The organism is Nocardia concava NBRC 100430 (assembly GCF_000308815.1).
GTDB classification, from domain to species: Bacteria; Actinomycetota; Actinomycetes; order Mycobacteriales; family Mycobacteriaceae; genus Nocardia; species Nocardia concava.
Genome location: NZ_BAFX01000095.1, coordinates 129,688 through 146,154, shown reverse-complemented (window position 1 = coordinate 146,154; position 16,467 = coordinate 129,688). Strand labels below are relative to the sequence as shown.

The following is a 16,467-nucleotide window of genomic DNA, read 5'->3' as shown; positions in this document are numbered from 1 at the left end:
ATTTTTCCCCGTGCCAGGATTCGCGGCCCGCGAGGTAGCCGAAATCCTCGACACCACAGAAGAATCCGTCACCAGCGCCCTCAAACGAGCCCGCCGCGGCCTGCAAGACTGCCTCCCCTGCCGCCTGACCCCGCCCACCCCGCCGGATTCCCCGGTCGAGCGCCGCCTGATCGCCCAGCTGACCAATGCCTACCTCGCAGGCTCGGTCTCCGAAATAGTCGCCCTCCTCTCGGACGACGCCTGGATGACCATGCCCCCCATACCTTTCGAGTACCGAGGCCGCGACTCGATCGGAAACTTCCTCTCCGCCATCGCCTTCCGCGAATCCCGTATCTTCCACCTGCTACCCGCCCGCGCAAACGGCCAACTCGCCTTGGGTGCCTACCTGATCAACTCTCATACCGGCACAGCAACCCCCAACGACCTATTGGTCCTCACCCTCTCCGCCGACCGAATCACCGCGATAACCCGCTTCACCCCCAACCACTTCCCCCGCCTCGGCCTCCCGCCCAAACTCCCCGCACCCGTGCCATGATGCCGATGTGAAAGCCCTTGACCCTCTCGTCACGTGAGGCGGCACAGTGGCGGATATGGAACCCATGGAACACACCGTCGGCGTGGTCGCGCGGTCGACCGGCATATCCGTTCGAACCCTGCATCACTACGACGAGATCGGCCTCCTCCGGCCCAGCAGTCGCGATTCGAGCGGATACCGGCTCTACAGCGACAGCGATTTGGCCAGACTGCAGCGGATCCTGTTCTACCGGGAGCTGGATTTCGGCCTCGACGCTATCGCGACCATGCTGAACGACCCCGGCTGCTCCGACGAGGATCATCTGCGTCGCCAGCACGAACTCCTGAACGATCGGATCACTCGGGACCAGGCCATGGTGGCATTGATCGACAAGGAGCTGAACGCCCGGAAGGCCGGCATCACGCTCACGCCCGCCGAACGGCTGGAGGTCTTCGGTGGCGACCGTCTCATCGATACCGCCGACGAGGCCGAGCGGCGCTGGGGCGGCTTACCGGAATTCGCCCAGCGACCGGATCGAACCAGCCGGTACACCAAGCAGGACTGGCTGACCCTGCGCAGCGAACAGCGCGACATCCACCAGTCCCTCGCCGACGCCATGCACGCGGGCACCCCCGCCGACGACCCGTCGGTCATGAACCTCGCAGAACGACACCGCCAACACCTCGACCGCTGGTTCCACGACTGCGACCTCGAAACCCACCGCCGCTTGGCCGCCGAATACCGCGCCAACCGCAGACTGGGCCTCAACTACGACGACATGGCCCCCGGCCTATCCCAATACATCCACGACGCAATCCTCGCGAACTCCCACCGCAACACCACCAAGCCTCCGAATTCCTGAACCGAACCACCCTGTGCCGCAGAATAATCCCGCCGTCGGACCCTTGATCGACGGGGAAGACTTCGACTCCGGGACCGCCGCCCATCACAATGGGCCTATTCCGACAAAAACCGAAGCGGAATGTCAGTTTGCCGCCGAAATCACTTGCCGCAGTGTAGGAATAGGCCCATTCGCGACTCGGTATGCCCGCGAGGAATTGAACCCTTATGCGGGCGGTCTTCGAGAAGCCGCTCAGTGATCGTCGTAGTGCCCGTCGTGCAGGGCGTGGCGGTGACCGTCGTGGATGTAATCCACGTGGTCACCGTGCTGGACTGCCTCGTGGCCGCAGCCCTCGCCGTGTTCGTGGGTATGGCCGCTGTGTTCGCTGTGGCCCTGCGGTTCGCATTCGTCGTAGTGGCCGTCGTGTTCGCGGTGCAGGTGCCCATCGTGCGCGTAGTCCACGTGATCACCGTGGTCGATCGCGGCGTGGCCGCAGTCCGGCCCGTGAGCGTGGTCGTGCCCAGTGTGCTGCAAATGTGCCGTCGTCATCGAACTCTCCTCTTCCAGTGCCTGGTTTCGCAGGTTGATGATGCTGTGAGCCGGGGGATCGACACCCGCGCGCCAGACTACCCAGAGACCTCCCCTCCCCACCCGCACGAATACCAGCGTTTCGTACCCCCCAATTCGATGAACATGCATTCACGTAGGCAAACGTCGAGAGAAAACCTCCACCAGTGCATTCTTGCGGGACGCGAGCGGCGCATTTCGTGGTAAGTGTCCGCCCGCGCTGATCGATGCGTTCTCGGTCAATGCCTATGTTGGAGGGCGAGATTCGGTTCGGCGATGGGTGAGTGATGGAGAACGGTGTGACAGGTACCGCATTGATAGTGGTCGATCCCTACAACGAGGTTCTCGCGGAGGGGGGAAAGGTGTGGCCGCGGCTGCGTGAGGTGGTCGAGCGGGTGGGGACGCGGGAGAATCTGGGGGAACTGATCGATTCGGCTCGTTCCGCGGGTGTTCCGGTGGTGTATGCCCCGCATCGCCGATGGCGTCCCGGTGATGGTGTCGGCTGGCGGAACGCCCCTCGTCCGCAGGCCGCGCTGATCGCGGCGCAGCTGTACGCGGAGGGTAGTTTCGGAGGCCGGTGGTATCCGGCGCTGGCCCCGGCCGAGGGGGATGTGGTGGCCCATGAGCATTGGGGGATGAGCGGTTTCGTGAACACCGACCTGGATCTGCAGTTGCGTCTGCGCGGAATCGAACAGGTCGTCATCGCGGGCATGACCGCACCCGGCTGCGTCGAAGGCACCGCCCGCCACGCCATGGAACTGGGCTACCGCGTCACCCTGGTAACCGACGCCACCGCAGCGTACAGCGACGAATTGCTGCACGCCGCACACCATCTCACGGGACCGTTGTTCGCCGACCGGATCGTGCCGACCCGCGAGGTGATCACCGAGCTGTGGCCGAAGCGCCAGGAATCGAACCCGGACTGACATCGCGCCTTACACCTGGGATCCGGCTGCAGCCGCCGGGTTCAGTTCGCGGGGATGGCGTATCTGCGGACGGTCTCCTCGACTGCTTGCCTTGGGGTTCTGTCGTCGAATGGCTCAGCGCCGTCCAGGATTTCGTCCAGGATCGCGGCCCGGTCCAGGGTGGCTGGAATCCGGTGTGCCTCCCGTGCACTCACCATGACGGCGAGCAGAACCGTGGCATAAACCCGTGACCGGGGCGCCGTCAACCGCCACCCCCGGAGCTCCAATTCTCGGATCCGGGCCTCCACGGCATCGAGCACATCCTCGATCACCTGCAACTCGATGGATTCAGCCGGTCACCATGCTCGATCGCCGCGTGGCCGCAATCGTGAGCGTGGTCGTGCCCCGTGGGCGGCAAACAATTCGGCCCCGTGGGCGGCAAACAATTCGGCCTTGCGGTCGAAGTCGGGTTCACTGGGATTAAAGCAGGTTGATGCGCACGAATTGTGCCGGGAGGGCATCGGTAGTCTCGTGCAGCCGATCGGGCTACCTGTCTAAGCCAGCCAAAGCAGGGCATCCTTGTCCCAGCCAGCTCTTTTGGCGGTGCGGAGCCTATGGCAATTCGCGCATACGAGGTCGCACTTTTCGATCTCGTCCAGTAGGCGAGGCAACGGGATACCTTGAGTCGCACGTCCGATCGGGAAATCCTTGGCCGTCCCCTCCCGGTGGTCGAATTCCATGACATACCACGGGTACTTATGCCCGCAATCCTGACATGGAGAGTTCTTCAGTTCACGAAGGAGCTCCACTCGGCGGCGGCGACGTGCGTTTCCCTCGCGATATACATCCCTATTAGCCTCGTACCATCGCTGTTTCGCTGCGCGTTGCGCTTCAATATTGCGGCCCTTGCCCATTCCTTTACCGCGTAGGTGGCCAGTGAAGTGAGAAGCGTCGAGGCGCAGCTCTCCCGTGCGCACCTTGACCGTCGTGAAGGCGCCTCCACCAGGATTGAGCCCAAGCGCGCGAAGGACTGCGCGCCATGATGTTGATTCAGCAACAGCTACGCGGAGCTGTTCATCGGTCCATGTTCGTCGAGTTGTGGGCAATCTATGCTTCTCCCGAGCGAGAATTCGAACCTAGCGGTTTCGGAATCAGAGGCCCCTGCCATTGGGTGACTATGGTAATGAGTAGCAGTCGAATCGCATATTTGATGAGATTCGAGTCCATGTGCTACAGCTGTGCTTCGTGTGTGCCCGGGAGGATTCGAACCTCCGGCCCTCTGCTTCGTAGACAGATGCTCTTTCCTCTGAGCTACGGGCACATATCCCCGCGCGGATGTCGGCGTTGACATCTACTCGGCACTGAGGTGCGCGGGGGTGTTCAGGTTGGTTCCCTCGGTGAGATTCGAACTCACACAGCACATGGTCTGAGCATGCGGCCTCTGCCAATTGGGCTACGAGGGAATGAGGGTGGGGATATGGGAAGGGCCGCTGTCCGTGGCGTGTGCGCGGAAGCGGCCCTTGGGGTCGGGGGTGCCGACGCCGTCAGATGACGCTCCGTACGCGACCGCGGAGGCGGGCGAGGGTGAAGGTGGTTACGGGCTGCTGGAGCTCGGTCACCGGGGCCGCCTTTCGTGTCGTCTGGGAAGGTGTTGGGAATACGGTAGCAAGGCGCTCGGACGCAGTAAAACGGTTTTCCAGCTGGGATTACACCGGTCGCAGCAGGTCGCTGTCGCTGATGGTGTAGGTCAGTGGGGGATAGGCGAAGTCTGTTTCGTTGTTCTCGCGGCGCCGCAGTTGGTAGAACTCGCGCCGTTGATCCTCGTCGGCCGAGGTGAGGCGGGCGCCTTGCGGGAGGTAGGCGTGACCGTCGCGGAAACGGATGAAGGTCTTCGACGTTCGGAGGGTCACGCCGAGCCATTCGTTCTCGGTGGAGCGAGCGGGTGTGTCCAGCACGATCTTGTGTTTGAGACGCCGGTTCGCGGCGACGGAGAATGCGACGAAACCGTTGTGGGCGAGGGGAATTGCGAGTTGCTCGCCGGAACCCTTCGATTCGACGATCAGTTTCCTCGGTGGAACCGCTTCGGGATACCGGTAGCAGGAGAACACGGCGATGAACGACTCGTCGGCCAGGTCGAGGGCTTGGTCGGAATGGCTGCCCATGGTGGCGTAGGCGTTCGTGTAGGTCTCGATGAGAGCGTTGTTGAAGCCGACCGCGAGTCCCGCGCGTGCCTGAATCCGTTGTGCCAAACGGTCGTGCACCGGCCGGAAGTGCTGCGCCGGGTTGCCATATCGAGTGGTAGTGCGGACGAGCGGCACACGGCCGGCCTCATCGGGTTTGGTGAGCGTGGCGCCTCTCCGGCCTTTGCCCAGGTCTTCCCACAGGACCGACGCGGAGAGCTCCACGAAGGGATCCTCCTCGAAAGGCAAAGCGTACGAGACGATCTCGTCCGAGATCCTAGGCGCGGGGAGCAAGGTAATCTCCCGCGTTCATGCTGAAGGCAAATCGGTCGCCGTAGTCGATGTACGACGAAGTCCTGTTCTCCTCGGCATACAGCCGGCGCAGCTCGTCGATACCCGACTCTGTAGGCGGCTCCAACTCCACCAACTCTCCACCCTTGGCGAGGAACGTCTTTCCATTCTTGTGCACCGCTTCGGTTTTCGAGCATCGCACCACATACCCCAGCCGCGTCGGCAACAACTCGGCATCCAACATCGAGGGCCGAATCTCATGGGTGTATAGCCGATTCGTGGACAACGGCATGAAGAACACCGAACCGGGGTAGAGCGTCAGCTCGAACCACGCGGGCACCCCGTCACGCTCCTCGACCGAATCCTTCAGCCGGAACCGAAGTTTGGTCAGCCCGCTCACCTTCCCCACGCCATAGTCGAACGCGTCGTCGGCCAGCGGCCGCAGCTTGTCGAGCCCGTCATAAAAGGTACAGAACGCGATGATCCCGTTGACCGGCATGTCTTTGGTCTTGTCCGCATGAGCCGAGATCTTCGCCTTGGCCTGCTTCCGCTCCGCCGTGGCCTGCGTGTTGTGGTAGATCTGCGCGAGCACGTGATTCAGTGGCGCGTGATCCGGGAAAATGTCGGCGGCCTCGCGATTCAGCGCCTCGACAATGCTCGTATCGGTCGTGCGGAATCCCTCGGTCGGCCCCGAAAGATTCGTAGAACACCGAAGCAGCCGAAACCGCAGTGCATCCCCATCGCGCGTGACAGGCGTCAAATAGATCCCACTGCGATGCGCCGACCCTGGCTTCGTCGACTCGGTCAACGATTGGAACTCGTGCTCCGCGCGAATCCGCCCGAAGTAGTCCTCACCGAGCTCGAAGAACCGCCGGTAGAACACCCCAACGTCGTGAACCGGCACGGGAACCCGCCCCAAGTCATCCTTGGCCACAACCCCTCCTGTCTTCGCCGCCCCAGACAACCTACCGGTCTTGGTCGGTCGGGTTTTGGGTGCTGATGCCGACCGGGGACGGCTGGGGGTGGGGTTTGTCAGTGGGGGTCGACGGGGATTGGGGGTGGATTCCGGTCAATCGGGCGATGTTGCCACCGGATCGCGCGGTATGTGACTAGGTTTCCGATGTTGGTGGTCAGCGGGTGCGGGCGGCCGGAGGAGCCTTGGAAACCACATATCGTCTGTCGTTGCACAGGTTCGCCGTGACGGAGTTGGTGGCGAACGGGTTGGAAGCCGACTGGTTGCTCCGGGAGGCGGGGTTGCCGGACTGGAGTATGGAGGATGGCGACATCCAGGTGCCCAGTTCGGCGTTCGTGCGGCTGTGGGAGGTGGGGGCGAAGGCGCTCGACGATCCGATTCTGCCGGTGCGGCTGGGCTGCCGGTTCACGCTCGGGGCGGGCGGGCTGTGCGACTACCTGTTCTCGACGTCGGCGACCATCGGGGAGGGGCTGGCGACGGTCGGGCCCTATATCAGCGATATCAGCACCAATCACCGGCTGTCGATGAGCGAAGAACCCAATGGCGACATAACGTTCGGCTTCGAGATCATCGACGGCGATGACAAGGCCCGCGATATGACCCACCTGTGGGCGGTGGCCTCGCTGCTGGGCCGGCCGCGGCGGGTGGCGGCGGGTCCGTTTGATGCGGTGCGGGTGCGGCTGCGCCAGCGCGCGCCGCGCAATCACACCGATATGTACGACCTGCTCGGCACCCGGGCGATCGAATTCGGGGCGTCGGAGGATTCCATCACCTTCCGCGCCACCGATATGGAAATACCGCTGACCACAGCGGATCCCGTGCTGCACGGGATTCTCGACAAGGTCGCCGCGACGGTGCCCCCGCCACCGCCGCTGGCGAGTGCCTGGATCGATCAGGTCGCCGAGGCGCTGGCGGAGGCGCTCGCCGGTGGTGACGCGTCGCTGGACGCGGTCGCGCGCCGGTTGACGGTGAGCCGAAGGACCCTGCAGCGCAGGCTGACCGAGGCGGGCACGACCTGGCGGCAGGAATTGGATCGCGCGCGGCTGGAACGCCTGCGCCGCGCCGACACCGCGGGGGAGAACCTGGGCCGCGCGCGGCAGGCAGAGATCCTGGGTTACTCCGGCCCGCAATCGATTCGGCGCGCCGCTCGGCGATGGGAGTCCATCGCCGAGCGACGGGTCGCGGACGCCATTGTCCTCGCGATGCGGGTCTGACCGTCATCTCAGCCGATCCCGTCGCCGAAGTGCGGGCGGTTGCAGCGCGGCGCGACATCGTCGGGGACCGCGTACAGCCGCCCGAATCGCGGATTCGGCTGCGGCATAGGCGTTTCCATCAGCTCCGAATCCAGGACGAGGACGGTGCGCGGCGCGTCGAAGCTGACATCGCGCACGCCCAGCACCATGGCGATGCCCTCGTACACCGGATTCGGCGGCACGTTGACCTCGGCCCGTTTGATGGCCTCGCGCATCTGCAGCCCGTCGCGCTGCATGCTGACCAGCGTGCCGATGTCGTGCTCGAGTGAGAAGCGCCGGATCTCGGCGGGCACCATGGAATCGTCTCGCACCAGCTCGATTTCGTCGTCGCGCCGCTCGAGGGTGTGCCGCGCGAGCGAGCAGGACTGTTCGGCGAAGCGGATCCCGATCTCGAAGGCGCGGGCGACGGTGGGCTGGCTCATGACCGCGAGTTCGAGCGCGCCGAGCATGGGCGGGTGGCAGGTGAGGCCTGCCATCAGGCCGAAGCCCGGTTCGTCGCCGAGGCCGTGGACGACATTGCGCATCACCGCCGCCTGCTGGTCGTAGCTGATCTCGGTCTCGGGATCGGTGAGCTGGCTCTTGCGCAGATCGGTGTCGCGCAGGATGGCCGTGATCGGAAGTCCGCGGCCCAGCGCGAAATCCACCAGCAGCGAGGTGCTGAATGCCGGGCGCTTACGGATCCGCCGCTCGGCCGCACTGAAGTTGATCACCGGAAGCCCCACTGTTACCTCTGGTCCGTTGGTCCCCCCGGTAGGCCCGGGTGCGCTGGCGGGCGGTCAACGCACCCGGACTCCGCATATAGCTTCGTGACCGCGAGGCGCCGCGGCCAGCACCTATTGCGCCAAGCGACCGCTGATTGCGCCATCATGCGCCGGGCAACCTTGTCCGAAGGGGAGTGGCCGGGCCGGAAATCGATCATCGACGTGTCCGCTTTGGGCGGATCGGTGGTGATGGTCGCCGGTAAACAGGGCTATTCGGACGCGGCGGCATGTCCCAATTTGAACTGCTCGTGACCGGAAAGCGTAGTGGCGGAATGGCGCTGGCAACCTTATAGTTAATTCATCGCCACGGTGATCGATAGACCCTCGCCGGCTCTCCGGAGACCGCGAGGCAGGTATCGGATCATGGTGCGGCACAACAATATCCCTCGATCCGTGGGTTGAGCTGTGCCCGTACCACTCTCGGATCCCTCTACAAATTGTGTCGATCGAAGCGAGGCCTCTTGTCCTCCCCTGATTTCCCGGTGACCATCCCCGAACTGGAGATCATTCCGCCGCTCGGTCACCCGATTCTCGCTCTACCGGTGCGGGTTTCGCCCCACGGTGAGCGCCTCGAGCAGCTCATCCTGGACTGGGCGGATTCCTACGGGCTGCTCGAGACCGACCGCCAGCGCCGTCGACTGGCCGGCACCCGCCTCGGCGAACTCATCGCGCGCACTTACCCTTTCGTCCGCGAGGATCGTCTCGAACCGCTGGCGGGCTGGTTCACCTGGGCGTTCGTCATCGACGACTGGTACGACGGCCCCGGCAGCGGCATCCTCGACGGCCATGACCGCCGCGTGCGGCAAGTGCTCGACGCACTACCGCTGGACGGCCGGAACCGGGTCGAGAACCACCCGGGGGCACTCTTCCGGCAACTCGCGCAGGTGTGGATGCGCATGGCCGAGCCGCAGAGCGTCCAGTGGCGGCTGCGTTTCGTCGACTGCATGGCGGCCTTCATGGAATCCTTCGCCTACGAGGCCGTCAACCGGCGCGCCGAGGCCACACCCGGAGTGGTGTCCTACGCCCAGCTGCGGCGGCAGTCGGGCGGCATCACGCCGTGCCTGAACCTGCTGGAATACGCCGCCGGACTGGAGGTCCCGGGCCTGATCCGGCGCAGCGACCCCTTCCAGCGCATGTTCAACTGCGCGGCCGACGTGGTCGTATGGGTCAACGATGTGGTGTCCCTGCGCAAGGAACTCGCCATCGGCGAGGTGACCAACGGCGTGCTCGCCCTGGCCGCCGAGTTGTGCTGCGGCCTGCAGGAGGCGGTGACCGCGGCCTATCGGCGGGTGGCGGATGCCATCGATGAATTCCACCGCGCCGAAGCGGAACTGACGCGCCTGTGCGCGGACTGGCGGGGGCTGAGCGAGCGCGACCAGGAGGCCGTGCGACTCTTCGTCGACGGCATGAAGTACTGGATGCGCGGAAACCTCGACTGGTCGATGCATTCGGAGCGATACCGGCAGGCGGACATCGTGCGCCTCGGCACCTCGCCCACCCTCCTGAGTTCCGACTAGCCCGCCACCCGAATCCCCTAACCCCCTGCCATTCGCCTCAGGAGGCTCCTCATGGCTGTCTTGTCACCGCGCGCGTCGCGCTCGCCGATCCCCGCCGCGCCGGGCGCGTTGCCACTGATCGGTCACAGCCTGTCCCTGCTCCGAGATCCCCTGGGCCTGCTCCTCGCGCTACCCGAGCACGGTGACGTGGTCCGCCTGCGCCTCGGAACCGGCGACGTCTACGCGGTCTGCACGCCGGAGCTGACCAACGAATTGCTGCACGATCCAAGGGCATTCGACAAGGGCGGCTTCTTCTTCGACCGGCTGCGCGAACTGACCGGCAACAATGTCGCCTCCTGCCCCCATGCCGCGCACGCCGCTCAACGCCGCCGGGTGCAGCCGATCTTCCGCAGGGACCGCATGCCCGGCTACGGGCGCACCATCGTCGAGCAGGCCACCACCGTCATCGACCGCTGGCGCGAGGACACCGCCGTCGACGTCTTCCCCGACATGCTGCGCATCGGCGCGAGCTGCGCCGCCGTCCTGGTCTTCGGCTCCGCATTTTCCCCGAATGCGTTGGAGCGCACCATCTCCGACATCACCCTCTACGTCAAGGGCATCTTCGCCCGCATGTTCCTTCCGCCCGCCGTGGCTCGAATCCCGCTGCCCGCCAACCGCCGCTACGACCAGGTACGAAAACGCCTGCGCCACGCCGTCTCCGAGATGGTCGACGGCTACCACCGCGCAGACGGCCCGGCGGGCGGCGACCTGCTGACCGCCCTCATGGAATCCGCCCCGGCCTCCGCGCCCGATTCCCACACCGACCTCGTCGATCAGCTGATCATCATGCTCATGGCGGCCACCGAATCGACCGCCACCACTGTCGCCTGGGGCCTGCACGAACTCGCCCGCGACCCCGATCTCCAGCACCGCGTCCGCGCCGAAATCGATTCCGTCATCGGCGCGGACACCCCCTCCTACGCCCACATCGAACACCTCGAACTGACCGGCCGGGTCCTCACCGAAACCCTCCGAAAGTATCCGGCCGCATGGATTCTCACCCGGATCACCACCGCCGATACCAGCCTCGGCGCCCACCGCATCCCGGCGGGCGCCCCGGTCGTCTTCAGCCCCTATCTCCTGCACCGCCGCCCGGACATCTTCCCCGACCCGGACCGCTTCGACCCGGACCGATGGCTGCCGGAGAACATCCGTCCGGTGATGCGAAAAGCCTTGCTGCCCTTCGGTGCCGGAACCCGCAAGTGTGCCGGAGACACCTTCGCCATGACCGAATCGGCCCTGGTGCTCGCCAGCATCCTCACGCGCTGGTCGCTCCGCCCGGTTCCCGGCACCGTCCGACTGGCTGCCTACGGCGCCCTGCAACCCGACGGCCTGTATCTCGCGCCGACCGCCCGCTGACCGAGCGGCGTTCCGCTCGGCCGCGGTCCGGGTTCGGCTAGCGGCTCGCCGGTGTCGCGGCGTACTGCGCGAAGTCGCGTTCGAGCGCCTTCATCGCGCCATTGCGCCAGCCGTCGGCGAGCGCCGCCGACACCGGATCGGGGAAGATCTCCTCCTCCCCGCGCTCCACGCCGTCGAGGATGCCGCGCGCGACCAACTCCGGTGCGGCCTTGGGGATCTCGAAGCCACGGTTCATATCGGTGTCGGTCGGTCCGGTGAGCACCGCGTGCACTGTCACGCCGTGTTCGGCGGCGCGCAGGCGCATCGATTGCGTCATCGACAGCGCCGCGGCTTTCGCGATGGAGTACGCGGGCGTCACCGGCACCGGAGCCAAGGCGGCCAGTGACAGATTGTTGACGATCGCGCCCCGGGTGAGCGCCAGCCGCGGCAGGAACGCCCGCATCATCTCGTAGGGCCCGAAAAGATTGACGGCGAGCTGGTTTTCGATCTCGGCGCGATCCTCGAGATCCTCGCGGGCGGCGATGCCCGCATTGTTGACGAGCAGATCGAGCGACTCGACCTGCTCGACAGCGGCGCGAATCTGGTCGAGCGCGGTGATATCGAGCGGCACCGGCGTCACCCGCGAGTCCGGATGCGTCCAGTCGATCCGAGTACCGACATAGACCCGCCGCGCGCCCCGGCGCAACGCCTCCTCGACCAGCGCGCGGCCGATGCCACGGTTGCCGCCGGTCACCAGCACCGAGCTGTCCTGAATCTCCACCATGATGATCTCCCTTGTCCGATAACGGTCTTCCGGAAATTGAGATACGCGGGAGCCGGTCAACTCATCGCCGCACGCTGACCGAATTTCAGGAGTCGAGCACCGTCGGCAGATCGAACCGGGGGAATCCGCCCGTGCCGCAGAACGCGACGATATGGCTGATCCCGTCGCCGGACATGCCCAGCACCTGCAGTGAATACGCGTGGAACCGCCCGTCACCGCCGCGCCGGTATTCGGCCACGGCCGCTTGGCCGTTCGCCGATGCCCGCACCATCCGCAGGGTCCCCGCCTCGATTCCCAGCGACGCCAGGAAGCCCACGATCTGATCGCGCCCGGCGAACCAGTCCGGCTGGGGCGGCATCTCCAGCACCGCGTCGTCGTGCAGCACCGTGTGCAGGGCGGCGAAATCGGCGGAGGTCAGCGCGTCGACATACCGGTCGAGCAGGGCGCGCCGCTGCGGCTCGGGCGGCTCGTCGACCTGCTCGAGATCGACACCCGCGGTAGCCAGCGCGGCGCGGGCCCGCTGCAGTGCGCTGTTCACCGCGGCGACGGTGATGCCCAGTGTCAGGGCGGTTTCCGCGGCCGAGAACTGGATGACCTCGCGCAGGATCAGGACGGCCCGCTGCCGCGCGGGCAGCAGTTGCATGGCCGCCACCAACGCCAGTCGCACGCCGCCGCGAGTGTCGACGATGCTAGCGGGATCGCCGGCGAGCAGGTGATCGGGTATCGGCTGGAGCCATCGCGTGATCGGCGCGGCCGAGGTCGGGTACTGCGCGAAATCGGTGAGAGGAGCGGACAATCCGGACGGCAGTGGGCGTCGGCCGCGCTGTTCCAGGGCGCGCAGGCACGCATTGGTGGCGATCCGGTACAGCCAGGTCCGCAGCGAGGAGCGGCCCTCGAACCGCTCGTAGGCGCGCCAGGCCTGCAGATACGTCTCCTGTACCAGATCCTCGGCCTCCTCGGGTGAGCCCAGCATGCGGTAGCAGTGGGCCAGCAGTTCGGGGCGGAACCGCTGGGCGAGCGTCATGAACTCCCCGGTGTCGGCGGGCTGTGTGGGCGCATCACTTCGTATGGGCACGGCGCGCTCCTCTCCTCTACTTGCATCATGATAGTAAAGTCGAGAGAGGAGTCGCCGAAACGGGTTTCCGGGCGGCCGGTTTCGAGTACCTTTTGCAACACATTCCAGTTTTCGCCGGTGAGCTGCGGCGAGGTTTGTGCGGGCGGAAGGGCTGGTCATGGCTGCTACGGACTACATCGTCATCGGTTCCGGCAGCGCCGGGGCGATCATCGCCCGCAGACTGGCCGATTCCGGCGCGACGGTCACCCTGTTCGAGGCGGGCGGGCGCGACACCGGCCGGATGGTGCGCAAGCCGGGGATGATCGGGCCGATGCACAGCGTGCCGCAGCTGAAGAAGCGGATCGACTGGGGTCATTACACCGTCGAGCAGAAGCACGCGCTGGGTCGCCGTGTTCCGCAGACGCACGGAAAGGTGGTCGGTGGTTCGAGTTCGGTCAACGGCATGGTGTTCGTGCGCGGCAACCGCCGCAACTTCGACGATTGGGCGGGGGAGGGGAACACCGGCTGGTCGTACGCGGACGTGCTGCCCAGCTTCAAGAAGTTCGAGTCCTTCGAGGACGGCGCGAGCGACTTCCGTGGCGGCGCCGGCCCGATCAAGGTCATCCGGGCCCGCGATCTCACACCCGCCTCCGAGTCGTTCATCGAGGCGCTGGCCGAAACCGCCGGGGTCGCACGCAATCCCGACTACAACGGCGCCGAGCAGGAGGGCGTCTCGATCCTGCAGCAGAGCAACAGCAACGGCCTGCGCTACAGCACCTCGGTCGGATATCTCGACGACCGGCCGAAAAACCTTACGGTGCTGCCGAATACGCAGGTGGTCCGCATCCTGATCGAGAATGGCCGTGCCACCGGCGTGGAATACCGCACCGCCCAAGGAACCGAAGTCCTGCACGCCGACCGCGAAGTGATAGTCAGCGCAGGCACTTTCGGATCGGCCCAGCTTCTCATGCTCTCCGGCATCGGCCCCGCCGACCACCTCCGCGCCTTCGGCATCGACGTCGTCGCCGACCTCCCCGTCGGCGACAACCTGCACGACCACCTCTTCGTCCCCATGAGCTTCGCCATGCCCACCGCCCTGCGCCGTTCATCCCCCGGCTATTTCGCCCGCGCATTCATCCGAGAGTCCCTGCGCAACAACACCACCTGGCTCGCCCGCAGCGTCTTCGAAGCCGTGGCCTTCCTTCACACCCCCTACTCCACCGGCGCCCCCGACCTCCAACTCCACGTCCTCCCCTGGGGCTACCCCGGCCCCAACCAGGACGCCCCCATCCGCCACGTCCCCGACCCCCGCCAATCCCTGACCATCCTCGTCACCCTCATCTACCCCCAAAGCCGAGGCACCCTCCGCCTGACCTCCCCCGACCCCACCGCCGCCCCCGCCATAGACCCCAACTACTTGGCCGAACAACGCGACCTCAACACGTTGGCCCACGGCATGGAACTGACCCGAGAGGTTATGTCCGCCAAATCAATTGCCGACATGGTGGACACCGAAATCTCCCCAGGGCCTCAGTACCCGACCCGCCAGGCCTTGGCCGCCGAAATCCCCAACCGAGCCACTACCGTCTACCACCCTGTGGGCACCTGCCGCATGGGCACCGACACCCGCGCCGTCGTAGACCCCACCCTCCGAGTCCGAGGCATCGACGCCCTCCGAGTAGCCGACGCCTCCATCATGCCCAGCATCGTAGGCGGCAACACCAACGCCTCCACCATGATGATCGGCGAACACGCCGCAACCCTCATCCTCGGCTGAGCCGGCTAGAGGCTGGTGTAGCGGTAGTGGTTGAGGGGGAAGTGTTTGTTGCTCCACCACATTTCGGTGTGGGTGCTGGGGCGGATGGCGGCTACGTCGTGGTGGGTGTTGATGTAGTAGGTGTTGGAGGATTCGCAGTCGTTGTTGAGCCAGAGGGAGTTTCGGTGGCGGCGTAGGGATTTGCGCCAGTAGGCGTCGTGGGAGGATTGGCGGATTTCTACCGAGGTGGCTTGGCGATCGCGCGCCGCTGTTATTGCTCGCCGGGCGTGGGCGGCCGTGCACTCGATCATGGCTATGTAGGAGGCGGCGGCGAAGCCGTAGGGGCCGGTGATGAGGAAGAGGTTGGGGAAGTTGGGGATGGAGACGCCCTGGTAGGCCTGGAAACGGTTGTCCTGCCAGAACTTTCCTAGTTCGAGACCGCGGCCGTGGATGGGGAAGGGTGGGGTGGCGCCAGTTTCCATGACCTTGAAGCCGGTGGCGCAGACGAGGACGTCGATGTCGTGGTCGGTGCCGTCGGCGGTGACGACGGAGGTGGGGGTGATCTTCTCGATCGGGTCGGTGATGAGGTCGACATGGTCCCGGGTGAAGGTGCGCAGGTAGCGGTTCGAGACCGACGGGCGCTTGCAGCCCAGGGCGTAGTCGGGGGTCAGCTGCTCGCGCAGCGCCTCGTCGCGCACTTGGGTTCCGTACCAGCGCTTGATCATTCGGCCGGTGAATCGGACGGCCGGGCCGGTGGTGCGGTAGAAGACGCCCGCGGTGGAGACGCCCGTGTCGAAGGTGGCCATGACGGCCAGCCGCACCAGCCGGCGCAGGCCGGGCACGAGGTCGAGGGCCTGCTCGAGGCCCCAGTCGATGCGGAAGTCGGGCTTGGGTACCACCCAGATGGGAGTGCGCTGGAAGACGGCGAGGTGCGAGGCCTGATCGGCGAGCTCCGGAATCAGTTGCAGCGCTGTCGCTCCCGTGCCGATGACCGCGATGCGCTTGCCACGGTAGTCGTAGTCGTGATCCCAGCGAGCGGTGTGCACGACCTTGCCCGCGAACTCGTCGACCCCGGGAATGTCGGGCATGCGCGGCACCTCGAGCCCGCCGATGGCCCCGATGACGAAGCGTGCGGTGAACGAGTCGTCGGTGGTGTCGATGCGCCAGCGGTGGGTGCTCTCGTCCCAGGTCGCGCCCGTCACCCGAGTGTTGAGCCGGAGGTGGGGGCGCAGCCGGTACTCGTCGGCGATCTGATCCGCGTACGCCTTCACCTCGGCGCCCGGCGCGAACAGCCGAGACCAGGTCTTCGGCGCCAGATAGGAGAAGCTGTAGTACACCGACGGAATATCCACGGCCACACCGGGATACGTGTTGGCGTGCCAGGTGCCGCCGATATCGGTGTTCTTGTCCAGGATGACGAAGCTCTCGATGCCGGCCTTGCGCAGTTCGACGGCCGCGCCGAGCCCGCCGAATCCCGCGCCGATAATGGCGACCTCGACATCGGGCGTGGTCGGCACGAAGTCGGGAACCGAGTGAAGGTGTTCAGTGGCAGGCGGCGTCATCGCGGACGTGCTCCTTTCGGGTGGTCTCAATATGGAACCTATGTCGCGGGTCGCTCGAACGGCCTTTCCGGGCTGGCCAATTGATTGACAGCCGCTGCCACCCGGTTGGGCGCGCGCCGCGCGGTCGGCCAT

15 protein-coding genes and 2 tRNA genes are annotated in these 16,467 nt (G+C 65.7%); 7 read left to right on the top strand and 10 right to left on the bottom strand.

Annotated features, from left to right (window positions below):
• Window positions 1-10 precede the first annotated feature (10 nt).
• Both ON43_RS22370 and ON43_RS22365 read left to right on the top strand, forming a co-directional pair.
• Entirely contained in the window at window positions 11-535 is a 525-nt protein-coding gene (locus tag ON43_RS22370) for a sigma-70 family RNA polymerase sigma factor family protein (RefSeq protein ID WP_051178915.1), read from the top strand.
• A 55-nt stretch (window positions 536-590) separates the two neighbouring features.
• Window positions 591-1,376, top strand: coding sequence for a MerR family transcriptional regulator (locus ON43_RS22365; RefSeq protein WP_040810443.1), 786 nt, complete (start codon window positions 591-593; stop codon window positions 1,374-1,376).
• A gap of 231 nt (window positions 1,377-1,607) precedes the next feature.
• Here ON43_RS22365 and ON43_RS43835 read toward each other — a convergent pair whose 3' ends face one another.
• Window positions 1,608-1,904 carry a hypothetical protein gene (locus ON43_RS43835; RefSeq protein WP_083913615.1) on the bottom strand — a complete coding sequence of 99 codons (297 nt, stop codon included), beginning with the start codon at window positions 1,902-1,904 and terminating at the stop codon, window positions 1,608-1,610.
• Between the two features lie 317 nt (window positions 1,905-2,221).
• On the opposite strand from ON43_RS43835, the gene ON43_RS22355 reads away from it, so the two are divergent.
• On the top strand, window positions 2,222-2,848 hold the full coding sequence (locus ON43_RS22355) for a cysteine hydrolase family protein (protein WP_245568692.1): 627 nt from the start codon (window positions 2,222-2,224) through the stop codon (window positions 2,846-2,848).
• A gap of 41 nt (window positions 2,849-2,889) precedes the next feature.
• Here the strand turns inward: ON43_RS22355 and ON43_RS44950 are convergent, their stop codons facing one another.
• The 5 genes from ON43_RS44950 to ON43_RS22325 all read right to left on the bottom strand — a co-directional run bounded on the left by ON43_RS44950 (window position 2,890) and on the right by ON43_RS22325 (window position 6,232).
• Window positions 2,890-3,045, bottom strand: a complete 156-nt coding sequence (locus tag ON43_RS44950) for a hypothetical protein (protein WP_157514142.1) — start codon at window positions 3,043-3,045, stop codon at window positions 2,890-2,892.
• Between the two features lie 1,030 nt (window positions 3,046-4,075).
• A tRNA-Arg gene (locus ON43_RS22340) sits at window positions 4,076-4,148 on the bottom strand.
• A 65-nt stretch (window positions 4,149-4,213) separates the two neighbouring features.
• A tRNA-Leu gene (locus tag ON43_RS22335) sits at window positions 4,214-4,290 on the bottom strand.
• A gap of 243 nt (window positions 4,291-4,533) precedes the next feature.
• A complete protein-coding gene (locus tag ON43_RS22330; protein ID WP_245568691.1) occupies window positions 4,534-5,232 on the bottom strand; it encodes a hypothetical protein in 699 nt (232 codons plus the stop codon).
• A gap of 52 nt (window positions 5,233-5,284) precedes the next feature.
• Window positions 5,285-6,232, bottom strand: coding sequence for a hypothetical protein (locus ON43_RS22325; RefSeq protein WP_218003324.1), 948 nt, complete (start codon window positions 6,230-6,232; stop codon window positions 5,285-5,287).
• Window positions 6,233-6,495: 263 nt separating this feature from the next.
• Between ON43_RS22325 and ON43_RS22320 the strand changes: the two genes are divergently transcribed.
• Window positions 6,496-7,485 carry an AraC family transcriptional regulator ligand-binding domain-containing protein gene (locus ON43_RS22320; RefSeq protein ID WP_245568690.1) on the top strand — a complete coding sequence of 330 codons (990 nt, stop codon included), beginning with the start codon at window positions 6,496-6,498 and terminating at the stop codon, window positions 7,483-7,485.
• An 8-nt stretch (window positions 7,486-7,493) separates the two neighbouring features.
• On the opposite strand, the gene ON43_RS22315 is transcribed toward ON43_RS22320, so the two are convergent.
• On the bottom strand, window positions 7,494-8,234 hold the full coding sequence (locus tag ON43_RS22315) for an AraC family transcriptional regulator ligand-binding domain-containing protein (protein ID WP_040810439.1): 741 nt from the start codon (window positions 8,232-8,234) through the stop codon (window positions 7,494-7,496).
• Window positions 8,235-8,767: 533 nt separating this feature from the next.
• On the opposite strand from ON43_RS22315, the gene ON43_RS22310 reads away from it, so the two are divergent.
• A complete protein-coding gene (locus tag ON43_RS22310) occupies window positions 8,768-9,802 on the top strand; it encodes a terpene synthase family protein (protein WP_040810438.1) in 1,035 nt (344 codons plus the stop codon).
• 51 nt (window positions 9,803-9,853) lie between these two features.
• Window positions 9,854-11,200, top strand: a complete 1,347-nt coding sequence (locus ON43_RS22305; protein ID WP_040810550.1) for a cytochrome P450 — start codon at window positions 9,854-9,856, stop codon at window positions 11,198-11,200.
• Window positions 11,201-11,237: 37 nt separating this feature from the next.
• Here the strand turns inward: ON43_RS22305 and ON43_RS22300 are convergent, their stop codons facing one another.
• Both ON43_RS22300 and ON43_RS22295 read right to left on the bottom strand, forming a co-directional pair.
• On the bottom strand, window positions 11,238-11,963 hold the full coding sequence (locus tag ON43_RS22300; RefSeq protein ID WP_083913606.1) for an SDR family NAD(P)-dependent oxidoreductase: 726 nt from the start codon (window positions 11,961-11,963) through the stop codon (window positions 11,238-11,240).
• Window positions 11,964-12,048: 85 nt separating this feature from the next.
• Window positions 12,049-13,038, bottom strand: a complete 990-nt coding sequence (locus tag ON43_RS22295) for a sigma-70 family RNA polymerase sigma factor (RefSeq protein ID WP_040810435.1) — start codon at window positions 13,036-13,038, stop codon at window positions 12,049-12,051.
• Window positions 13,039-13,195: 157 nt separating this feature from the next.
• Here ON43_RS22295 and ON43_RS46840 point away from each other — a divergent pair, with 157 nt between their 5' ends.
• On the top strand, window positions 13,196-14,794 hold the full coding sequence (locus ON43_RS46840; RefSeq protein WP_040810546.1) for a GMC family oxidoreductase: 1,599 nt from the start codon (window positions 13,196-13,198) through the stop codon (window positions 14,792-14,794).
• Window positions 14,795-14,799: 5 nt separating this feature from the next.
• On the opposite strand, the gene ON43_RS22285 is transcribed toward ON43_RS46840, so the two are convergent.
• A complete protein-coding gene (locus ON43_RS22285; protein ID WP_051178909.1) occupies window positions 14,800-16,335 on the bottom strand; it encodes a flavin-containing monooxygenase in 1,536 nt (511 codons plus the stop codon).
• Window positions 16,336-16,467: the final 132 nt, after the last annotated feature.